This window comes from Hymenobacter jejuensis, from assembly GCF_006337165.1.
Lineage (GTDB): Bacteria > Bacteroidota > Bacteroidia > Cytophagales > Hymenobacteraceae > Hymenobacter > Hymenobacter jejuensis.
The window spans coordinates 4688074-4705357 of the sequence record NZ_CP040896.1; the positions used below are offsets into that span (position 1 = coordinate 4688074).

Annotated in this window: 13 protein-coding genes; 7 read left to right on the top strand and 6 right to left on the bottom strand. The window is 55.6% G+C overall.

From position 1 onward, the window contains the following. Window positions 1-20 precede the first annotated feature (20 nt). Complete coding sequence (locus tag FHG12_RS19320; RefSeq protein WP_139517348.1) at window positions 21-2258, top strand: gliding motility-associated C-terminal domain-containing protein; 2238 nt, start codon at window positions 21-23, stop codon at window positions 2256-2258. A gap of 97 nt (window positions 2259-2355) precedes the next feature. Here the strand turns inward: FHG12_RS19320 and FHG12_RS19325 are convergent, their stop codons facing one another. The 3 genes from FHG12_RS19325 to FHG12_RS19335 form a co-directional block, all read right to left on the bottom strand. After that, window positions 2356-3000 carry a cytochrome c oxidase subunit 3 gene (locus tag FHG12_RS19325; protein ID WP_139517349.1) on the bottom strand — a complete coding sequence of 215 codons (645 nt, stop codon included), beginning with the start codon at window positions 2998-3000 and terminating at the stop codon, window positions 2356-2358. Between the two features lie 135 nt (window positions 3001-3135). Continuing rightward, on the bottom strand, window positions 3136-3474 hold the full coding sequence (locus FHG12_RS19330) for a hypothetical protein (RefSeq protein ID WP_139517350.1): 339 nt from the start codon (window positions 3472-3474) through the stop codon (window positions 3136-3138). Continuing rightward, a complete protein-coding gene (locus FHG12_RS19335; protein WP_139517351.1) occupies window positions 3467-3712 on the bottom strand; it encodes a hypothetical protein in 246 nt (81 codons plus the stop codon). Before FHG12_RS19335 ends, FHG12_RS19330 begins: the two co-directional genes overlap by 8 nt. Window positions 3713-3910: 198 nt before the next feature. On the opposite strand from FHG12_RS19335, the gene FHG12_RS19340 reads away from it, so the two are divergent. The 3 genes from FHG12_RS19340 (at window position 3911) to ligA (ending at window position 7628) form a co-directional block, all read left to right on the top strand. Next, complete coding sequence (locus FHG12_RS19340) at window positions 3911-4744, top strand: TapB family protein (RefSeq protein WP_139517352.1); 834 nt, start codon at window positions 3911-3913, stop codon at window positions 4742-4744. A 61-nt stretch (window positions 4745-4805) separates the two neighbouring features. Beyond that, window positions 4806-5312: a DUF4920 domain-containing protein gene (locus FHG12_RS19345; protein ID WP_139517353.1), complete on the top strand. Its 507-nt coding sequence runs from the start codon at window positions 4806-4808 to the stop codon at window positions 5310-5312. A 174-nt stretch (window positions 5313-5486) separates the two neighbouring features. Continuing rightward, window positions 5487-7628 (top strand): NAD-dependent DNA ligase LigA, encoded by a 2142-nt coding sequence (gene ligA / locus FHG12_RS19350; RefSeq protein ID WP_139517354.1) that lies wholly within the window; start codon window positions 5487-5489, stop codon window positions 7626-7628. A gap of 87 nt (window positions 7629-7715) precedes the next feature. Here ligA and FHG12_RS19355 read toward each other — a convergent pair whose 3' ends face one another. Further along, window positions 7716-8987, bottom strand: coding sequence for a glycoside hydrolase family 2 TIM barrel-domain containing protein (locus tag FHG12_RS19355; RefSeq protein WP_165699465.1), 1272 nt, complete (start codon window positions 8985-8987; stop codon window positions 7716-7718). 384 nt (window positions 8988-9371) lie between these two features. Between FHG12_RS19355 and FHG12_RS19360 the strand changes: the two genes are divergently transcribed. Together FHG12_RS19360 and FHG12_RS19365 are read left to right on the top strand one after the other, a co-directional pair. Further along, on the top strand, window positions 9372-11801 hold the full coding sequence (locus FHG12_RS19360) for a glycosyltransferase (protein ID WP_230471201.1): 2430 nt from the start codon (window positions 9372-9374) through the stop codon (window positions 11799-11801). Between the two features lie 822 nt (window positions 11802-12623). Further along, a complete protein-coding gene (locus FHG12_RS19365) occupies window positions 12624-14261 on the top strand; it encodes a T9SS type A sorting domain-containing protein (RefSeq protein ID WP_165699466.1) in 1638 nt (545 codons plus the stop codon). Between the two features lie 235 nt (window positions 14262-14496). Here the strand turns inward: FHG12_RS19365 and FHG12_RS19370 are convergent, their stop codons facing one another. Next, window positions 14497-15399 carry a polysaccharide deacetylase family protein gene (locus FHG12_RS19370; protein WP_230471202.1) on the bottom strand — a complete coding sequence of 301 codons (903 nt, stop codon included), beginning with the start codon at window positions 15397-15399 and terminating at the stop codon, window positions 14497-14499. Between the two features lie 129 nt (window positions 15400-15528). Between FHG12_RS19370 and dapA the strand changes: the two genes are divergently transcribed. Beyond that, window positions 15529-16398 carry a 4-hydroxy-tetrahydrodipicolinate synthase gene (dapA, locus tag FHG12_RS19375; RefSeq protein ID WP_139517358.1) on the top strand — a complete coding sequence of 290 codons (870 nt, stop codon included), beginning with the start codon at window positions 15529-15531 and terminating at the stop codon, window positions 16396-16398. A 75-nt stretch (window positions 16399-16473) separates the two neighbouring features. On the opposite strand, the gene FHG12_RS19380 is transcribed toward dapA, so the two are convergent. Then, entirely contained in the window at window positions 16474-17205 is a 732-nt protein-coding gene (locus FHG12_RS19380; RefSeq protein ID WP_139517359.1) for a (Fe-S)-binding protein, read from the bottom strand. Window positions 17206-17284: the final 79 nt, after the last annotated feature.

A 17284-nucleotide genomic window follows, 5' to 3' on the forward strand; every position in this document is an offset into this window, starting at 1 on the left:
CTTACCTTATTGTCTTCTGCATGAACGCATTTTTACAACGGTTTTCGTTCCGAAAGTACGCGGGCTTGCTGCTTTTGCTGCTAATTAGCCAAGTAGCTCACGCCACGCACATTGTCGGGGGCGAGCTGGACTTGCAATACAAATCGGGCGGCAGCTACCAGCTGACCCTGACGCTGTATTTCGACGCGATCAATGGCAGCCCCGGCGCGCTGGACAACGACCTGACAGCCACCATCTTCGAAAAAGGGACCAACCGCCGGATGCAGGACATCGTGTTGCCGCTGACTAATAATACGTTCGTGGCCTATACCAACCCGGCCTGCACCTCGCCCTCGCTCAGCACCCGCCAGCTTATTTACAGTCGCGCGATTGACTTGCCGGCTGCCTCATACTCCAACGGCACGGGCTATTACGTGGCCGTGGAGCGCTGCTGCCGCAACAACGGCATCAGCAACATCGTGGCGCCCGGCGATGCCGGCCAGACGTTTTACCTGGAGTTTCCGGCCGTGTCGCGCCGGGGCCAGCCCTTCATCGACTCGACGCCGCGCATTTTTCCGCCCCTGAGCGATTATGCCTGCCGCGGCGAGCTGTTCTACTACAACTTCGGCGGCCAGGATATCGACGGCGATTCGCTTGTGTATGAGTTGGTTACCCCGCTGAACGGCCACTCCACGGCAGCACCTACCAACTCCAAGCCGCTGGCGCTGCCTGCCCCCTATGGCAACATCACCTGGAACGCGGGCCTGAGTGCTACCAACCAAATTCCGGGTACGCCCACGCTCAGCATTGGCCGACAAACGGGGCGTTTGGAGGTGCGGCCGTCGCAGCTCGGCTTGTTTGTGTTCGGCATCCGGTGCTCGGAATACCGCAAGGGAGAGAAAATCGGGGAAGTGCGCCGCGATTTTCAGTTGAAAGTGCTCAACTGTCCGCAAAACCAAGCGCCTTCCCTGACGGTGCGCACGACGGGTCGTACGAGGGCCTACCGCGAGGGCGTTGATACGTTGCGGCTGACCACCAGCAACCGCTGCGCAACCCTGCGTTTCACCGATCTCGACCCGGCTTCACGACTGAGTTTGTCGTTGCATCCGGTCAATTTTACGGGCGCACTGCCGGAATTGTCCCTTGCGCAAGGCACCGTCCGGACGCAGGGCGCACCCGACACGCTGGTTTCGCAGCTGTGCTTTCCGGCTTGCCTCGATACCAAGGGCAAGGTGTATTTACTGGACGTAATCGTGGCCGACGATGGCTGTAGCCTGCCCAAACGCGACACGGTGCAGGTGGCATTTACGTCGCAGCCCGACCCCAATGCAGCGCCCTCGCTGGTCAGCACGGCCGGCCCCACGTTTCCGCTGCACGTTCGGCCAGGCGCTACCATCACCTTCGACCTGACCGCCACCGACCCCGAAAACGACCCGCTAACCTTGGAGATGACCGGCCGCGGATTTGCGCCCACTAGTTTGGGCGCGCAATTGGTGCAGGGCATCAGCAACAACCAGCTACGGGGCCGCTTTACGTGGCGCGCGCCCTGCCCAACGGCCAGCAAGTCGCTGTACGAATTTGAATTTACGGCGGCGGCATCGCCCTGCAACACCAAGCAAACAGCCAGCGTGGTTGTTCCCATCCAGATTGATTATCAGAACGTGGGCCCTACGCTGACCAGCTCGCAGCCGCTTGCCCTGACCGGGGAAGCCCCCGTGGTGGTACGAAGGCCGCTGGGCGGGACGTACGAAGTAACGCTGGAGGGCCTGGATGCCGACGCCGACCAGCTGACGCTTACGGCCGCCGGCAAAGACTTCGATCTGGCCGCGGCGGGCATGAGCTTCGAGCCTCACAACGGGGCTGGCCGTGCTACCGGCGTCTTCCGGTGGCAGGCCAGTTGCGACGCGGTGACTGCGCTCGGCGCGCTGGAAGTTACGTTTCAGCTTCAGGAAGCAACTTGCCTGCCCAAACCTCAGATACGCACGGTGCGCTTTGAAGTCACAAATACGGATACCGCCAGCTTCTTGCCACCCAACGTGTTCACGCCCAACAACGACGGCAAAAACGACTTTTTCACTATGCCAGCCCTGCCGCCCGACTTCTGCGATTCGCGCTTTGCCGTCATCCGGATATTCACGCGCTGGGGCAACGAAGTATACCGCACCACCGACCGCACCTTCAGTTGGGATGGCGGTCAGTTGCCCTCCGGCGCGTATCTCTACCTAATCGAGTACACGAATAAAAAGCGCTTTAAAGGTTTGGTCACCATTGCACGATAATATAACTACTTATATATCAATTACTTAACTTTTAATTAATTGTATAAAAAAGCTCCGGCGTGTCGGCACCGGAGCTTTTTTATGCGGTTGATTTGCTTCAATACAAGAAGAGGAACATTGCAAACAGCAACACCCATAACCCGTCGATGAAGTGCCAGTAGATGCTGACCATGCGCAGCTGGAGCCGGCGGTACGGATTGCGGATAAACACCAACGTCCGGACGCCGTCGTGGGAGGCGTGCAGGGTACGCAAGGAAAGCACCGTCAGGAACAATACGCCGCCCAGCAAGTGAGCCACGTGCAAGGCCGAAATGATGTAGACGTACGTGCCGCTGGCCTCGCCCGTAAACAGCACTCGCTGCATCATCAGGTCGTGCCAGCCCAGCACTTGCAACCCGGCAAATGTCAGCCCCAGAATCAAGGTTGCGCCCAAGCACCGGGCCAAGTTGGTAACGTCGTCTTGCTGGTACAGGCGCCGGGCTTGGCTGAGCGTGTAACTACTTACTAGTAAAACGATTGTGCTAATGGAAAAGTAGCGCGGAAACGGGTGCAAGCCCGTGGGAATGCCGCTAAAAATGCGCGTCCGGACGTACATCACCATCAGAATGGCGAAGAGCACGGTGATGCCGATCATGCCCAGATACAGGAGCATGAGCAGCGGTGGCACCCGCTCCATGCGGGCAAAGGCAGAGGGTGGACGGCCTGCCCCTACTTTGTCTTTATGTTCTTTGTCAGAATTCATCGGGTGGTGATGGCGCGTATGTCTTGGCAAACCAAAAAACGGGCCTTTAGTTCCGAGCCGGACCTCTCCAACCGCACCGTAGGCCTTCTGAACAAGGTACGCAAAAAACGAGCGGATGGCTAGCTCTTTTCGCGGTTACTCGCCCCGAAAAAACGAGCCTAGTTTACCCAAAACGGCGTTGAGCGTAATCTTCGGACTACGCCCGACGCCGAAGGTCACGTAGGTTTTGCCGGCCACCCGCAAGTCGAGCACCAAGCCCAACCGCCGGGCCAGGTCGTTGAGCTGCTGCAAGGGGTCGGGCGCGTTGGCGGCCTTGGGCTTTTTTGGCGCTCCTTTGGGCGTACTGGTGAGCTTGTCGAGTACGCGCTGGCTCGGTATATTAACGATCAGGTACGTGCCCGAAGCCGCCACCTGAATGTCGTCGCCGTCGTGCGAAATGACTAGCCGCGCCTCAATTTCGAGCGCGTTAGCCAAGGGACGAAGGAGTAGCTTGGGGCAACGCCGCCGATGGATTTTCGCCGCGCGTGCGGATGCGCAACGAGCCGTTGAGGCGCCACGTCGCGGGCACTGCATTAACATTCTGACTATTAGGCACTTGCAATTCCATCTGATCGAACGTAAACGAGAGTTCTACGCTGCCCGAAAGCTTGGAAAGTAAAGCGGCCGCTGTGTCGGCCCAGTTAGCGGCGGGTTGTTGAGAAGAATCAGCCATGAAAGAGAAAAAGTAAGGGGTAGTAGCGGTAGAGAAAAGTTGCGCTTTCGCTTACGGAAAAGCGCAAGTTGTAGGTACAATTTCAATGTTCGGTGCTTTCCCCACAACATTATTAAATCCTTGGTTTAGCTTAATCCAAATAATTCTACTTACGTAAGCGTTTTACGCACCCTTGCCGCGATCCCTCTTCCTTTCGTTATGCCCCGCCCCCGCTCCTTCCGCCCCTTAGTTGCCGGCTTTGCACTGACTGGTGCCGTTTGCTGCACCAAACCCGCGACCTCATCCGAGCAGGTGCGGGCCGTCAGCGAGCCGGTAGCGGCCCACACTCCGCAAGCGGCACCGCCCACAGCCGTCGACTGCGCGCACCCTTTTGGCCTCTCCGACAACATGGAGGTCGTGTATGAAATCAGAGATGCCGCTGGCAAACCCGCCGGCCAAGTGCACAACCGCGTGGTGCGCCCCAGCACTGATACCAACAAAGAGAAAAAGCAGACCGTGACGCTGAACAATGTGTTGCTGAAGAGCGGCACCTATGATGAAAAAAATAAACTTCTTCATCTTCAGGACCTTACCTTCTTCTGCCGCCGCGACACGAGCTTTACCGATGGCATGGCCCAGATCAACTACGACGCGCTGAAGTCCTTCCGCGACCGCCGCCTTGCCTACACGCCTGTGCCGCTGGCGTGGCCCAATCAGCCCACAGTCGGCAGCCAGTTGCCCAGCGGCGGCGTCACCATCGACGTGAGCAGCTCGGTAGTGGCCATCGCGAAAGTATATACCACCCTGCGCAACCGGCGGGTGGTGAGCGGCCCGGAGAAAATCAGCACGCCGGCTGGCACGTTTGAGTGCTACCGGGTAGAAGCCGAGCGCGAGCAAGGCACTGCCCCACACGCCGATCTGGTGCTGCGTAGTGTGGGCAGAGTAATCGATTATTACGCGCCCGCCGTGGGCATCGTGAAGACGGAAGTGTATAACAAAAACAATAAGCTGGAGCAGACGCTTACGCTGGTATCGCGGAGCGGCGGGCAGTAGTAGCGCAAAAACGCTATTTTAGGGCGACTGTTCTTCTGACCACGCCCTTACCTTCCCGCCCATGCTGCGCAACACCTTTATTGTCAATGCATTACTAATCGGCTTACTGGGCTGCCAATCAAACACGCCGCCCCAAAGCGCGACGGCAACCGCAAGCACAACGGAAAAGGCCGTAACGGGCAAAACCTACGGCGCCGCCATCACCAGCGCGGGCGCGATTCCGGCAACCGAATTGGCCAAAGTACTCGGCACACAGGATTCGGCGCAGGTCAAGCTGATTGGCAAAGCCAGCGAAGTGTGCCAAGCCAAAGGCTGCTGGCTCACTATGCAAACGGCCAGTGGCAAGCAAATGCGCGTGCGCTTTAAGAATTACGCCTTTTTCGTACCCAAAGACATCGCCGGCAAAACCGTAGTCATCAATGGTTGGGCGCACCGCGAAGAAGTGCCCGTTGAAAATTTGCAGCACTATGCCAAAGACGCCGGCAAATCGGCGAAGGAAATTGCTGCCATCACCAAACCTGAGCAACAGCTTAATTTTGAGGCAGATGGCGTGTTGGTACAGGAGTAACCACCCGACTTTTCCGACAACTTACTCCCCTGAGGCTACCCGAAACGGTAGCCTTCTTTTTTGCTCCAACGCCAAAACGCATGGCTTAAACCAAGCCGACTGCCGTATTTTTAAGCGTCTGAATCTTCGTTTTCCTTTGTCCTTTTGTTCACCCGCCGTTCAGATGCACTTGTTATGTCCGATCCAACTTCCCCGCAGGAAAGAATAAAGACCCTCACCCAGCGTCTGCATCACCTTAATTATCAATACTATCAGAACGACGTGTCGGAAGTTCCGGATCAGGAGTTCGACCACATGCTAGCAGAGCTTCAGGCCTTGGAAAAAGAATTCCCGGAGTTTGTGCTGCCCAATTCGCCCACCCAGCGCGTTGGGGGCACCGTCACCAAGCAGTTTCCGACGGCCTTGCACCGCTACCCCATGCTGTCGCTGGGCAACACCTACTCGGAGGCCGATCTGCGCGACTTCGACGAGCGGGTGAGCCGCGGCCTCGAAGGAGCCGAGTACACGTACGTGTGCGAAATGAAGTTCGACGGCGTGGCCATGAGCCTAACTTACGAAAACGGCGAACTCACCCAGGGCGTCACGCGCGGCGACGGTACCCGTGGCGACGTGGTTACCAATAACGTACGCACAATCAAGAACTTACCCCTCCATCTGCGCCCGGCCCCAAACCAACCGACCGAGTTTGAGGTGCGCGGCGAGATCTTTATGCCCATTACCGTTTTCGACGAACTGAACGCGGAGCGCGAGCAAAACGGCGAGGCTTTGCTGGCCAACCCCCGCAATGCTGCTAGTGGCACCCTCAAGCTTCAAGATTCGGCGATGGTGGCCGCACGACGGCTGCGATTTTTTGCGTACAGCTTTCTGAGCAGCGGCCGCACCTTCCCCACGCACAGCGCGTCGCTGGAAGCCCTGAAAGCCTGGGGGTTGCCGGTGTCGGATACGTGGCGCCTGTGCCATTCCATCAACGAGGTGCTGGACTTTGTGCATCACTGGGAAAAGAAGCGCTTCGAGCTGCCCGTGGCCACCGACGGCATCGTGATCAAGGTCGATGACCTGCGTCAGCAGGAAGTTCTGGGCTTCACCTCGAAGAGTCCGCGGTGGGCCATTGCTTATAAATACCCGGCCGAAAAAGCCCGTACGCGCCTCAATTCCATTCAATACCAAGTGGGGCGTACCGGCGCCGTGACGCCAGTAGCCATGCTTACGCCCGTGCCGCTGGCCGGAACGGTGGTAAAACGGGCTTCCGTACACAACGCCAACCAGATAGCTGCCCTCGACTTGCGCATCGGCGACATGGTGTTTGTGGAGAAGGGCGGCGAAATCATTCCTAAAATCACGGGGGTTGACCTCACCGCTCGCCCGGCCGACAGCGAACCGATCAAGTACCCCACCGAGTGCCCGGCTTGCGGCACGCCGCTCATACGCCCCGAAGGCGAAGCGCACTTCCGCTGCCCCAACGACGAAGGATGCCCGCCGCAATTGAAAGCAAAGCTCGAACACTACGTTTCCCGTAAAGCCTTGAATATCGATGGATTGGGAACCGAAACGGTGGGTCGCTTCTTCGACTTGGGGTTGGTCCGGACGCCGGCCGACATTTATGACCTCACCGCCGCTACGCTGACGGGCCTAGAGCGGCTGGGCGAAAAATCCATCAACAACCTGCTCAAAGGCGTCGAGGCCAGCAAGCAAGTTCCGTTTGATCGGGTGCTGTTTGGGTTGGGCATTCGCTATGTGGGCGAAACGGTGGCCGAAAAGTTGGCTGCGCATTACCGCACCATCGATGCCATGGCAGCCGCCTCAGCCGGCGAGCTCGCCGCTACGCCCGAAGTGGGCGGCGTAATTGCCGAATCGCTGGCCGAATGGTTTTCCGACGCCAACAACCGCGAGCTAATTGAGCGGCTGCGCGCGGCGGGCGTGCAGCTTGCCCTGACCGGCGAGCCGCCCCGTGCCCAAAGCGACCGGTTGGCCGGCCTCACCTTTGTGTTGTCAGGTGTATTTGAGCAGCACAGCCGCGAAGAGCTGCAACACCTGATTCAGCAGCACGGCGGCAAGATAACGGGCTCTATCAGCAAGAAGCTCAGTTACTTAGTAGCCGGCGACAAAATGGGCCCTGCCAAACGCGAGAAAGCTACCGAACTGAAAGTGCCCATCATCAGCGAAACCGATTTGCTGGCCATGATTCCTTCTGACCTCGAAGCCGAAGACGATGTTGCCGGCGCTGATGCCGATACCCTTTCCCTGACTGGCGACCCAACACTAACTGCACCTGCCGATTCTGCCGCCGAACCGGGCAAGCAGGGTTCGTTATTCTAGGCATTTGCCTTAAAAGTAGAGTACTCCGGTCGTTCGCACCTTTGACGTGAACGGCCGGAGCAACTTTTTTATGCAAATAGCTGACAATCAATTATTTAGTAATTTACCCACGTAAAAAGGCACGTTAGCCGTTCCGATACTGCCTTGGTCATCCGCGACCGTCACCATCAAACGATAGGGGCCCGCTTTGGCCGGCGTTCGGATGGTAGCACTCAAGCCTTCGGAGGCTTGCACCGCGTTGGGCACCGGCAGGGGCGCTGTATGCAGCTCCGCCGGCTCGATGGAAAGCGCAGGCTGGTCGTAGTCGGGCACAACGCTCCACCGGATCGTGAGCGGGTCGTTTTCGGGGTCGAAAGCGGTAATGGTGGCCTGATACGGTGTATTGGGCTTCAGGATAATATTCTCAGTATCAATCTTTTTGTTTAGGCTGACTGTTCCGATATACGGGGAGCGGTTGGCAGGATAGCGCCCGGTCCAGAGATGTTGCATCTCGTCGGCCAGCGCAGTTTTTTGCCCCGTCGCCGAAAACGTGCTAAACCACGACGATGTGTATTCCTGCTTTTGGCCCCAGTAAAACACGTACGAGCCCAAGCAGCGCGGATTGTTGGCGATGACGTTTTCGTAATTGAGGCGCACAAACTCGGCCTTGGCGGAGCTGCTCTGCTCAAAAGCCGTCTTCCACTCCGCCGCCTGCGATTCCCAGTAGCCCGCCGCTCCAAATTCCGTGATCAGGTACGGACCATCCCACCCGTTGCGCTCAAATTTCAGCGGCACTTTATACAGATTCCGGAAGGCGTTGGTGGCAATAATATCGATACTAGGGCAGGTTTTGCGCATCAAGGCAAAGTCGCGCAGCGCCGACGAAAGCACCAGCACAGTCGGGTGGTTGGGGTCGAGTTCGTGCACCATGCGGGCCACTTCTTCTACGGCCTCCCACACCTGCACGCGGCCCTTCGAAGTGTTGTCGAGCTCGTTGCTGACGCCCCACATCAACAAGGCGGGGTGGTTGCGGTACCGCAGCACCTGCTCACGCAGTTCGGCTAGTTGGCGTTTGACAGCCACCTTATCGTAATAATCGAAGCCCTGCTGCCCCGTGCCCATCCACAGGCCCAAGGTCACTTTCAGTTGATTGCGTTCGGCCTTATCGAGCAACGTGCTGGCATAGTCGGTGCTCCACAAACGCACCGAATTGCCGCCGGCTTTGTGCAGCAAATCATAATGCTCATAACCAGCCGCTCCTTTTATCTGAAAAGGTTTTCCATTACACAGCAACTGAAAGCCCTTAGCTGTGCGCGCCACTTTCACAACCACCGGCAAATTTTGCTTGCTTGCAACCTCGCGGGGGTCAGCTTCGCTCACTTCTGACACGGTATTTGCACTTTGGCAAGTCAGCAAGCTGAGGCTTATCCCACACAGAGTGAGCAGATTATGCAGCGCTATCATGGAGAGTATTCTTCTTAGGCAGAGTAATGCAAATTAAAACCTGATAAAGTTATATCTTAATTTCGATTATTACTATTTTTACGCTACTTTGTATACGGATTGCTCTGTGTATGTATGGAGAATCAAGTGGTTAATACTATTGTAAAGCTCTGAAGGACAGCTATTTTAAATTACGTGGCAATGCCATTAACAGAACTATCGGCTCGAATGAACTTGGCAAAGCCCCTTGCTTCTGTTCCTCAAATCCAATCCCGAAATGCGTCGGGCCTACGGGTCATGCATTTTTTGGTGGTCACAGGGATGCTGCTGCTAATCAACTTTCTGTGGTGGTTTTGCGATAAGCAACACATCGGCTATGCCCCACTTTTCTGGCTTCTGACCCTGTCCATGGGCTTTAAGCTTCTGCGCATGGTGCACGAGTGGGTGCACTACTGCGGGGTAAGCGAACCGGTGCGCCCCGACGCGGCGCCGGTCGTAGTGAAGCAGCACCGTTTTACCGTCGATGTACTCACCACGGCCTGCCCCGGCGAGCCGCTGGCAATGTTCGAGAAGACGCTGCGGGCGATGCAAGCCATTACCTACCCGCATACCAGCTACCTCTGCGACGAAGGCGACGACCCCGTGCTGCGCCGGCTTTGCGCCGAGCTGGGCGTTGTTCACGTCACGCGACAGGTTAAAGTTGACGCCAAAGCAGGCAACATCAACAACGCCCTGCGCCAGGCGACGGGCGAGCTGTGCGTGGTGCTCGACCCCGACCACGTGCCCACACCCGATTTTCTGGACCGGGTGGTGCCTTATTTTATTGATCCGAAAGTGGGCTTTACGCAGGTTGTGCAAGCTTATGGTAATCAAGCAGATAGCTTAATTGCCCAAGGTGCTGCCGAGCAGACGTACCATTTCTACGGCCCTCTGATGATGGGGATGAATCGTTTCGGTACGGCCTTGGCCATTGGAGCCAACTGCACTTTCCGACGCACTGCGCTTGACTCCATCGGTGGGCACGCACCCGGTCTGACGGAGGATATGCACACGGCGATGCGTCTGCACGCCCACGGCTGGCAAAGCGTGTATGTGCCCGAAGTGCTCAGCCGCGGCTTAGTTCCTTCTTCGCTGGCCTCGTTTTATGCCCAGCAACTCAAATGGTCGCGCGGCGCCTTCGACCTGCTGTTTCGCGTCTATCCGCGCTTATTCAGCCGTCTTACTTGGAGCCAGAAGCTCCACTATGCTACCCTGCCACTTTATTTTTTGGCGGGGGTCATTACCCTGATCGATCTGGTAGTGCCGGGTATTGCGCTGCTTATCGGACGGTTTCCATGGTCGATTGAGATGACCGGTTTCGCGGCGCATTTTCTACCGCTGGTTGCTATCGCCTTGGTAATCAGACTGTATTCCCAAAGGTGGCTACGCGATCCGCGAGAAGTGGGCCTGCACCTAGTAGGCGGATTTCTGCGAGCGGGCACATGGTGGGTCTACACGGTGGGCTTTGTGTATGCTATTCTGGGCATCAAGGTGCCGTATATTCCTACACCCAAGGAAAGCGCGCTGCCCAACGAGTGGCGTGTTTCGGCCCCCAATATTGCGGCAGGCTTGCTCAACTTGTTGGTGGTTCTCACGTTGACGCACGAGGATCGCCATAATGTGTATTCGTTGGCTATGACGGCCTTTTGCTTGTTCAACGCGGCTTCCATTTTTGCGTCTGTCGGCCTTGGCTTGCATCGTGTGCACCTTTCCCTGGCGCGGCTCGCAACCCGGGTGTCGGAATTACAGATAGCTGGCCGCGTGCTCGGCTTGCTGCAAGCGGCCAACGACGGAGCGAAAGCCTTACTGCGGCGCCCCGCAGTGGCCGCAACTTCGGCCGTCATGATTATGGGGTTGATGCTTACGGGCACCTTGGCGTTGCATTGGCATGCAAATCAGTACGTTGAATCGCCCACCAACTGGGCCTTGGATGGCGGGCCTACGCTTCACACAGGGATTGCGCTAAATCTAAAAGCCCATTCAGCAGCCTGGCAACCCGTCACAACTCGTCCCGACGTGGTAGCACTGGCTATTTCCGTATCCCCTTCCCCCGACTCCGTTACCTCCTTCCCAACCGATTGGGTGCGCAGCCAGCTTACGAATGAGCAAGTACCATTACTAACCTTTTCCTTAGGCACTGCCACCGCTCCTATCACTCCCGGTTCTGTGGCTCTTGGCCAGCTAGATGCATATTGGGACCATTGTTTGCAAGCCCTGCAAAGCCTGCAGCGGCCCGTCCTGATCCGGTTGGCTTGGGACCCTGCCTTGCGCACCCAATCCCCTGCTATTACGTCCGCAGCCAGCATCAAGGCTTGGCGCCATGTGGTGGAGCGCTGTAGGCGCGGCAAAGACTCCAATATTCTCTGGGTGTGGGATGCGCCTGCCCAGCCAGATTCTATGCGGTTTTACTACCCCGGCGAACGCTACGTCGATTGGGTAAGCATAGACTGTTCCAAACCATTTCGCAACGAACGCCCTGCCTCCGATTCTCTGGCGGCCCTGCAAACCCGCTACGAGCAGTTTCGAGCAAGCATCGCACAATGCGAAGATTTGCATGGCAAGCCCGTACTGGTAGTTGGCCCTGCCATCAGACCGGACCGGTTGGGCCAGCAAACGCAAACCCTCGGCAAATCTTATCCAGAAATTAAGGCTGCCATTTTTGGCACTACGCCTATTTTTGAGCCCGTCTTAGCCACAAGTATAAATAATTGATATTCAACAACTTGCACAAGGGCGGTGGCCGGGCACTTCAAGTGCTTCCGGCTCACCGCCCTTGTGTCTTATCCTTATCCAACTTATCCCACCCGCATTTCCCTACTCAAAAGCTGAACCACCTGTTTGTAGTCGGAAGAACAACGAAGTTAACAACTCTCTAGTCCTGAATTAATACAATTATATATTCTTCTAATATCAATTGCTATAATAAGCGCCTACCTCGGTAATAAACTATAATTGCTTAAGCAGGCTACCTCACTTATAAAAAATTTATACGAACGACAAACTGTGATTTTAATAATACGGCATTCTCATCAACGCTAATCTCATCATGTAACTTTTTAGCTGTATAAGACTTTTCATCAGTTAACAAGTATCCCAAAAATTATTTCTTAAATGCTAAATCCAAGGCCAATGACCTGAAAATCATCCAAAACAGGATGATGCAAATATTATATTTTAACATTCTGAATCTGTTCTTAAAATCTTTGAAGAATGTTCATATTTTAATAATGACAGCTATGCTATAATATTGAGCCTGAAAACAATAAGGGTTCAAGCATGAAGATACAGCTACATTTTCTCTTACTTTTCACTTTCCTTTTTTCCTACCGTGCGCAAGCAACTACGTATTACGTAAGTGCAAATGGCAATGATAAGGGCGCTGGCACTTCTGTCGCGACGGCGTGGCAAACGATTGAGCGGGTAACCACTGCCAGCTTGCACGCTGGCGACCGCGTCCTGTTTGAAGGGAACCGAACCTTTATGGGTAGTATTTATCTAGGGAGCAAAATTCAGGGAACGAAAGCCCAGCCTATTGTGATTAGTTCCTACGGTAAAAGCCGCGCCACCATTGCCAGCGGCAAATCGTCTGGGTTCTACGCCTACAACGTCGGCGGAATTGAGTTACGGAGCCTAAATTTTGTGGGCTCCGGTCGCCTTTCCAATACCGAATCTGGTGTTACTTTTTACCTCGACTCCGCTAATACGCACCTCAATCATCTGGTGCTCGACAGCTTAGATGTTAGTGGTTACCGCTCTGGCGGAATTTCAATTGGTAGCTGGAATGGCGCAAGCGGGTACGATAATGTCCGGGTCACCAATAGCTCAGCCCATGCAAATGGCGATTCAGGTATATCCTCATATTCTGAGCTTCTCAATGCCCACCACAACTGGTACATCGGTGCTTGCAAGGCTTATGACAATTCAGGCCGTGCTGATGTAACGTATACCAATACGGGTAGCGGTATTGTAATTGCTGGCGTAGACGGTGGCTTGGTTGAACATTGCGAAGCCTACAACAATGGCTGGCTCAATGCAAACCCCGGCGGTGGCCCAGTTGGTATCTGGGGGTACTGCTGCAACAATTTAGTGATTCAGGAATGCGAGTCACATCACAACCATTCGGGCACCGCACACGATGGCGGCGGCTTTGATTTGGATGGTGGCTGCACCAACTCAATCTTACAATACAACTATTCTCACGACAACGAAGGCGCCGGCTACTTGCTAGCTCAGTACTACGGGGCCCCCGAATTTCACGATATAACCATTCGCTACAATATAAGCGAAAACGATGCTCGTCGCTACAACCAAGGAGCTATTATGCTGTGGTCGTCTGGATCGAACGGAGGAATTCAACGAGCCAATATCCACAACAATACTGTTTTCGTAACTCCGGCTGCCGACGGCTCTACTCCTAAAGCCATTTCTATCATTAGCGGCGACGTCTCTGAGATCGCTTTCACCAACAACGTGTTGCAAACAACTGGTGGGTTGCCGATAGTATCTTCCCAGACTACGCAAGGCGTGCGTTTCCAAGGCAACTGTTACTGGGGCACCGACCAGGCGCTGACGCTGCAATGGGGAGGAAGCACTTTCAACTCACTTACTGAGTGGCGGACTGCTTCTGGGCAGGAACATGTTGGCGGCCACGCAGTTGGCTTCGACATCGACCCTAAGTTCACAGCGCCCGGCTCGGGTGGCACGCTGAACCGTTCTCCTAATTCGGCCTTAGCAGCTTATGTATTACAGCCTACCTCGGCCCTGATCGGGGCGGCGCTTGACCTGAATGCGCTGTTTAGCTACTCGCCTGGCCCACGCGACTTCTACGGCACGCCTACCCCGCAGGTAGGCCTGACGGGCAACGTTGGCGCTTACGAAAGCAACCGCGTTGTACAGGCAGCTCACAACTCTTCCACAACGCCAACGATTTGGTGCTCCGCTTATCCTAACCCTGTCCAGGACGCGTTGCATATCACGACCAACTCGCCAGCTTCTGGCTCGATCACGGTGCGCCTTTACGACGGGCTGGGCCGCTTGTGCCGCACACACACAGGCCGCTCTAACGACCTGCTCATTCCGGTAAGAGACTTGCAAGCGGGCAATTATTTCCTTCAGGTTGAAAGCGGTGCGCAGCGTTTCGGTCAAAAAGTAATCATTGGCTCTAGCCTATAAGCTTCTCATACGCAACAGTTTATACATCATATTTTACAACACATTCTATATCAAGCATTTATCATTTATCAAAGAAGGCCCCGGCGCTTGCGCTGGGGCCTTCTTTTTTTATCCTGATTCGCTGAAGTATGCACTTCTAAAAAACAACAAGTATGAAGATGTGTAAAAGCTAAAAAGGCGCTTGGGAAGTCCTAGGTGCCTTTTTAGCTTTTACAACGAGCTCTCTATCAATGCACTAAAAGCTATTTACCATGCTGTTATGCAAGGTACGCGGCGACCAATAGCCGCTGGCGATGATCCGGCGGATGGTATAGAGCGGATCTTGCTGATCGCGCTTTTCGGCGAGGACAAAAGCTCCTACAAAACCGCGCTTTTTCAGCTCCGGAATGGCTTCTGGGTTCCAAAGGCCGAATGGGTATGCGAAGTATTTGATGTCCTTGCCCGTGATTTCTTCGAGCGTTTTGGTGGGCTTGTCGATCTGCGTCACCCAATCCTGGCCTTGGTATTTCTTCACGTTGTGGTGATCCCAGGTGTGCGAACCGATTACGTTGCCTTCGTCGGAAAGCTGTTTTACCTGTGCCTTGCTCATGTAATTGGGGCGGCCCAACGATACGGTCATCACAAAATACACGCCCTTGAAGCCGTATTTCTCCAGCGTTGGGCGCGCGATCGTGAACTGATCCAGGTCGGTGTCGTCGAAGGTGAGCATTACTGGCTTGCTGGGCAGCGGCGCGCCGGTAGCCAAGTAAGCATACAACTGATCGGGCAGGATGGTGTGGTAGCCGCTGTCGGCCAGCATCTTAATCTGCTCGCGGAAGTTGGCTACCGGCACGATGTAATCCTTCGCGCCCTTCGAGTCGCGCGGACGCCAGTCCCGGATCTGGTGGTAGCACAAAATCGGTACTTGGTCGCGGCCCAAAATGGTTTCGGCGCTGGCAATTTTGCCGGCCGGAATGCTGCTCGGGTCGGGGGCCGACGCGGATGCCGGAGCCGCAGTGGTAGCCGATGAATCTTTGGCAGACTCAACGGCAGATTTGCTCATCGATGCGGAAGCCGTAGCGGATTTGGTTTCGCAGGAAGAGATGGAAAAAGTTGCGGCCAGGGCGGCAGCGAGGAACGCACTACGGGTTACTACCATGTGAACGGCGCTGCAAAGCGAGCGCAAGAGAATCTTTGAAAAGAAAAAGAGGTGATGAAAAGCCGCAACGACTGACTTTGTACCTTCGCGTTGACCTTACGGGTTACAAATCAACAGCTTCTTTTCCGCATGGACAAACTCCGAGGCACGGGCGTTGCGCTCGTTACGCCCTTTACTCCCGCCCCCGACCACGCCGTAGATTATGCGGCTCTGCGGCGCTTGCTCGATTTTACGATTGAAGGCGGCGTCGAATACCTTGTCATCAACGGCACCACCGCCGAATCGCCCACCGTTACCCCCGACGAAAAAAACGAAATCCTGCGGGTGGTGAAAGAGCATGTAGCAGGCCGTGTACCGCTCGTGTACGGCATCGGCGGCAACGACACGGCCGGCGTCGAAGCCACTTTTCGCTCAACTGACCTCACCGGCATCACTGCGATTTTGTCGGCCAGCCCGGCTTATAACAAGCCTTCGCAAGCCGGTATTATTCAGCACTATCTGCGGCTGGCCGATAGCAGCGCGTTGCCTATCATCCTCTACAACGTACCCGGCCGGACCAGCTCCAACATGACCGCCGAAACCACCCTCCGGCTGGCGCAACACCACAACATCATCGGCATCAAGGAAGCCAGCGGCAACATGGAGCAATGCATGACCATTGCGGCACGTCGCCCGGCGGGTTTCTTGCTCATCAGCGGCGACGATCTGCTCACTACGTCCTTGGTTTCTTTTGGGGCCGAGGGCGTGATTTCGGTGTTGGGCAATGCTTTTCCGAAGCGCATGAGCGACATGACGCGCTTGGCCCTCGACGGTCATTATGCCGAGGCCAGCAAGTTGCTCTACGAATTTCTCCCTCTGAACCCGCTGATGTACGAGGAAAGCAACCCCGTGGGCGTGAAAGCAGCCTTGGAAGCCTTGGGCTTATGCTCGGCAGCAGCGCGGTTGCCGTTATTGGAAGCGTCGGCAAGCCTCAAAGATCGCATTCAGAAGTTGCTGTAAGACAATAAATTACCATAACAGAAAAGCCCTGCCGGTTGTCCGACAGGGCTTTTTTATGTCTGATGATCAAATTGGCTACCAGCCGCTGGCGAGCACATCGGCGACGTGCATGGTTTTGATAGGCTTTTTCTCGCGGCGAATGTAGGCGTCGAGGTGCATGAGGCAGCTCGTGTCGGTGCTCACGACGTAGTCGGCGCCGGTGGCCAGCGCATTTTCCACTTTCTGCTCGGCCATGGCGACAGAAATCGCTTCGAATTTGACGGCAAACGTGCCGCCGAACCCGCAGCAGGTTTCGCTTTCGTTCATTTCCACGCGTTCGAGGCCTTGCACTGCGTCCAGCAAGAGCCGCGGCGCTTCCTTGATGCCGCACTCGCGCAGGGCCGAGCACGAATCGTGGTACGTGTATTTGCCCGGCAGCTGCGCCCCCGCGATCTGTTTCACGCCCAACACATCCACCAGAAACTCCGTCATTTCGAAAATGCGGCGCTGCAAGCCGTGGTACCGCGCCTGGTCGGCGGTGCCGTCGAACAGCTCGGCGTAGGCGTTGCGCACCATGCCCACGCACGACCCCGACGGGCTCACGATGTAGCGGTCGGGCTGGTTAGGGAAATCGTCTAAAAACTTACAGGCTACCTGGTGGCTTTCCTGCTTATACCCAGCATTATAGGCTGGCTGGCCGCAGCAAGTCTGGTTGGCATTGTAATGCACTTCGCACCCCACTGACTCCAGCACTTTCACCATGTTCATGGCCGTTTGCGGAAACAATTGATCGACGAAGCAAGGAATAAATAAATCGACAGCGGGCATGAGAAACGGTTGAGAGTAGCTGGTGAGCAAGCTCAGAGGGAAGTGAAATCAAGCTAAAAATCCACCGAGATGAATTTTT

What these genes read in the sequence shown, in the direction of transcription:
- ligA (WP_139517354.1), top strand. Translation starts at nt 5,487, where the DNA reads ATGTCCGATCCAACTTCCCCGCAGGAAAGAATAAAGACCCTCACCCAG.
- FHG12_RS19360 (WP_230471201.1), top strand. Translation starts at nt 9,372, where the DNA reads ATGCTGCTGCTAATCAACTTTCTGTGGTGGTTTTGCGATAAGCAACAC.
- FHG12_RS19380 (WP_139517359.1), bottom strand. Translation starts at nt 17,205, where the DNA reads ATGCCCGCTGTCGATTTATTTATTCCTTGCTTCGTCGATCAATTGTTT.
- FHG12_RS19340 (WP_139517352.1), top strand. Translation starts at nt 3,911, where the DNA reads ATGCCCCGCCCCCGCTCCTTCCGCCCCTTAGTTGCCGGCTTTGCACTG.
- FHG12_RS19325 (WP_139517349.1), bottom strand. Translation starts at nt 3,000, where the DNA reads ATGAATTCTGACAAAGAACATAAAGACAAAGTAGGGGCAGGCCGTCCA.
- FHG12_RS19345 (WP_139517353.1), top strand. Translation starts at nt 4,806, where the DNA reads ATGCTGCGCAACACCTTTATTGTCAATGCATTACTAATCGGCTTACTG.
- FHG12_RS19320 (WP_139517348.1), top strand. Translation starts at nt 21, where the DNA reads ATGAACGCATTTTTACAACGGTTTTCGTTCCGAAAGTACGCGGGCTTG.
- dapA (WP_139517358.1), top strand. Translation starts at nt 15,529, where the DNA reads ATGGACAAACTCCGAGGCACGGGCGTTGCGCTCGTTACGCCCTTTACT.
- FHG12_RS19370 (WP_230471202.1), bottom strand. Translation starts at nt 15,399, where the DNA reads ATGGTAGTAACCCGTAGTGCGTTCCTCGCTGCCGCCCTGGCCGCAACT.
- FHG12_RS19335 (WP_139517351.1), bottom strand. Translation starts at nt 3,712, where the DNA reads ATGGCTGATTCTTCTCAACAACCCGCCGCTAACTGGGCCGACACAGCG.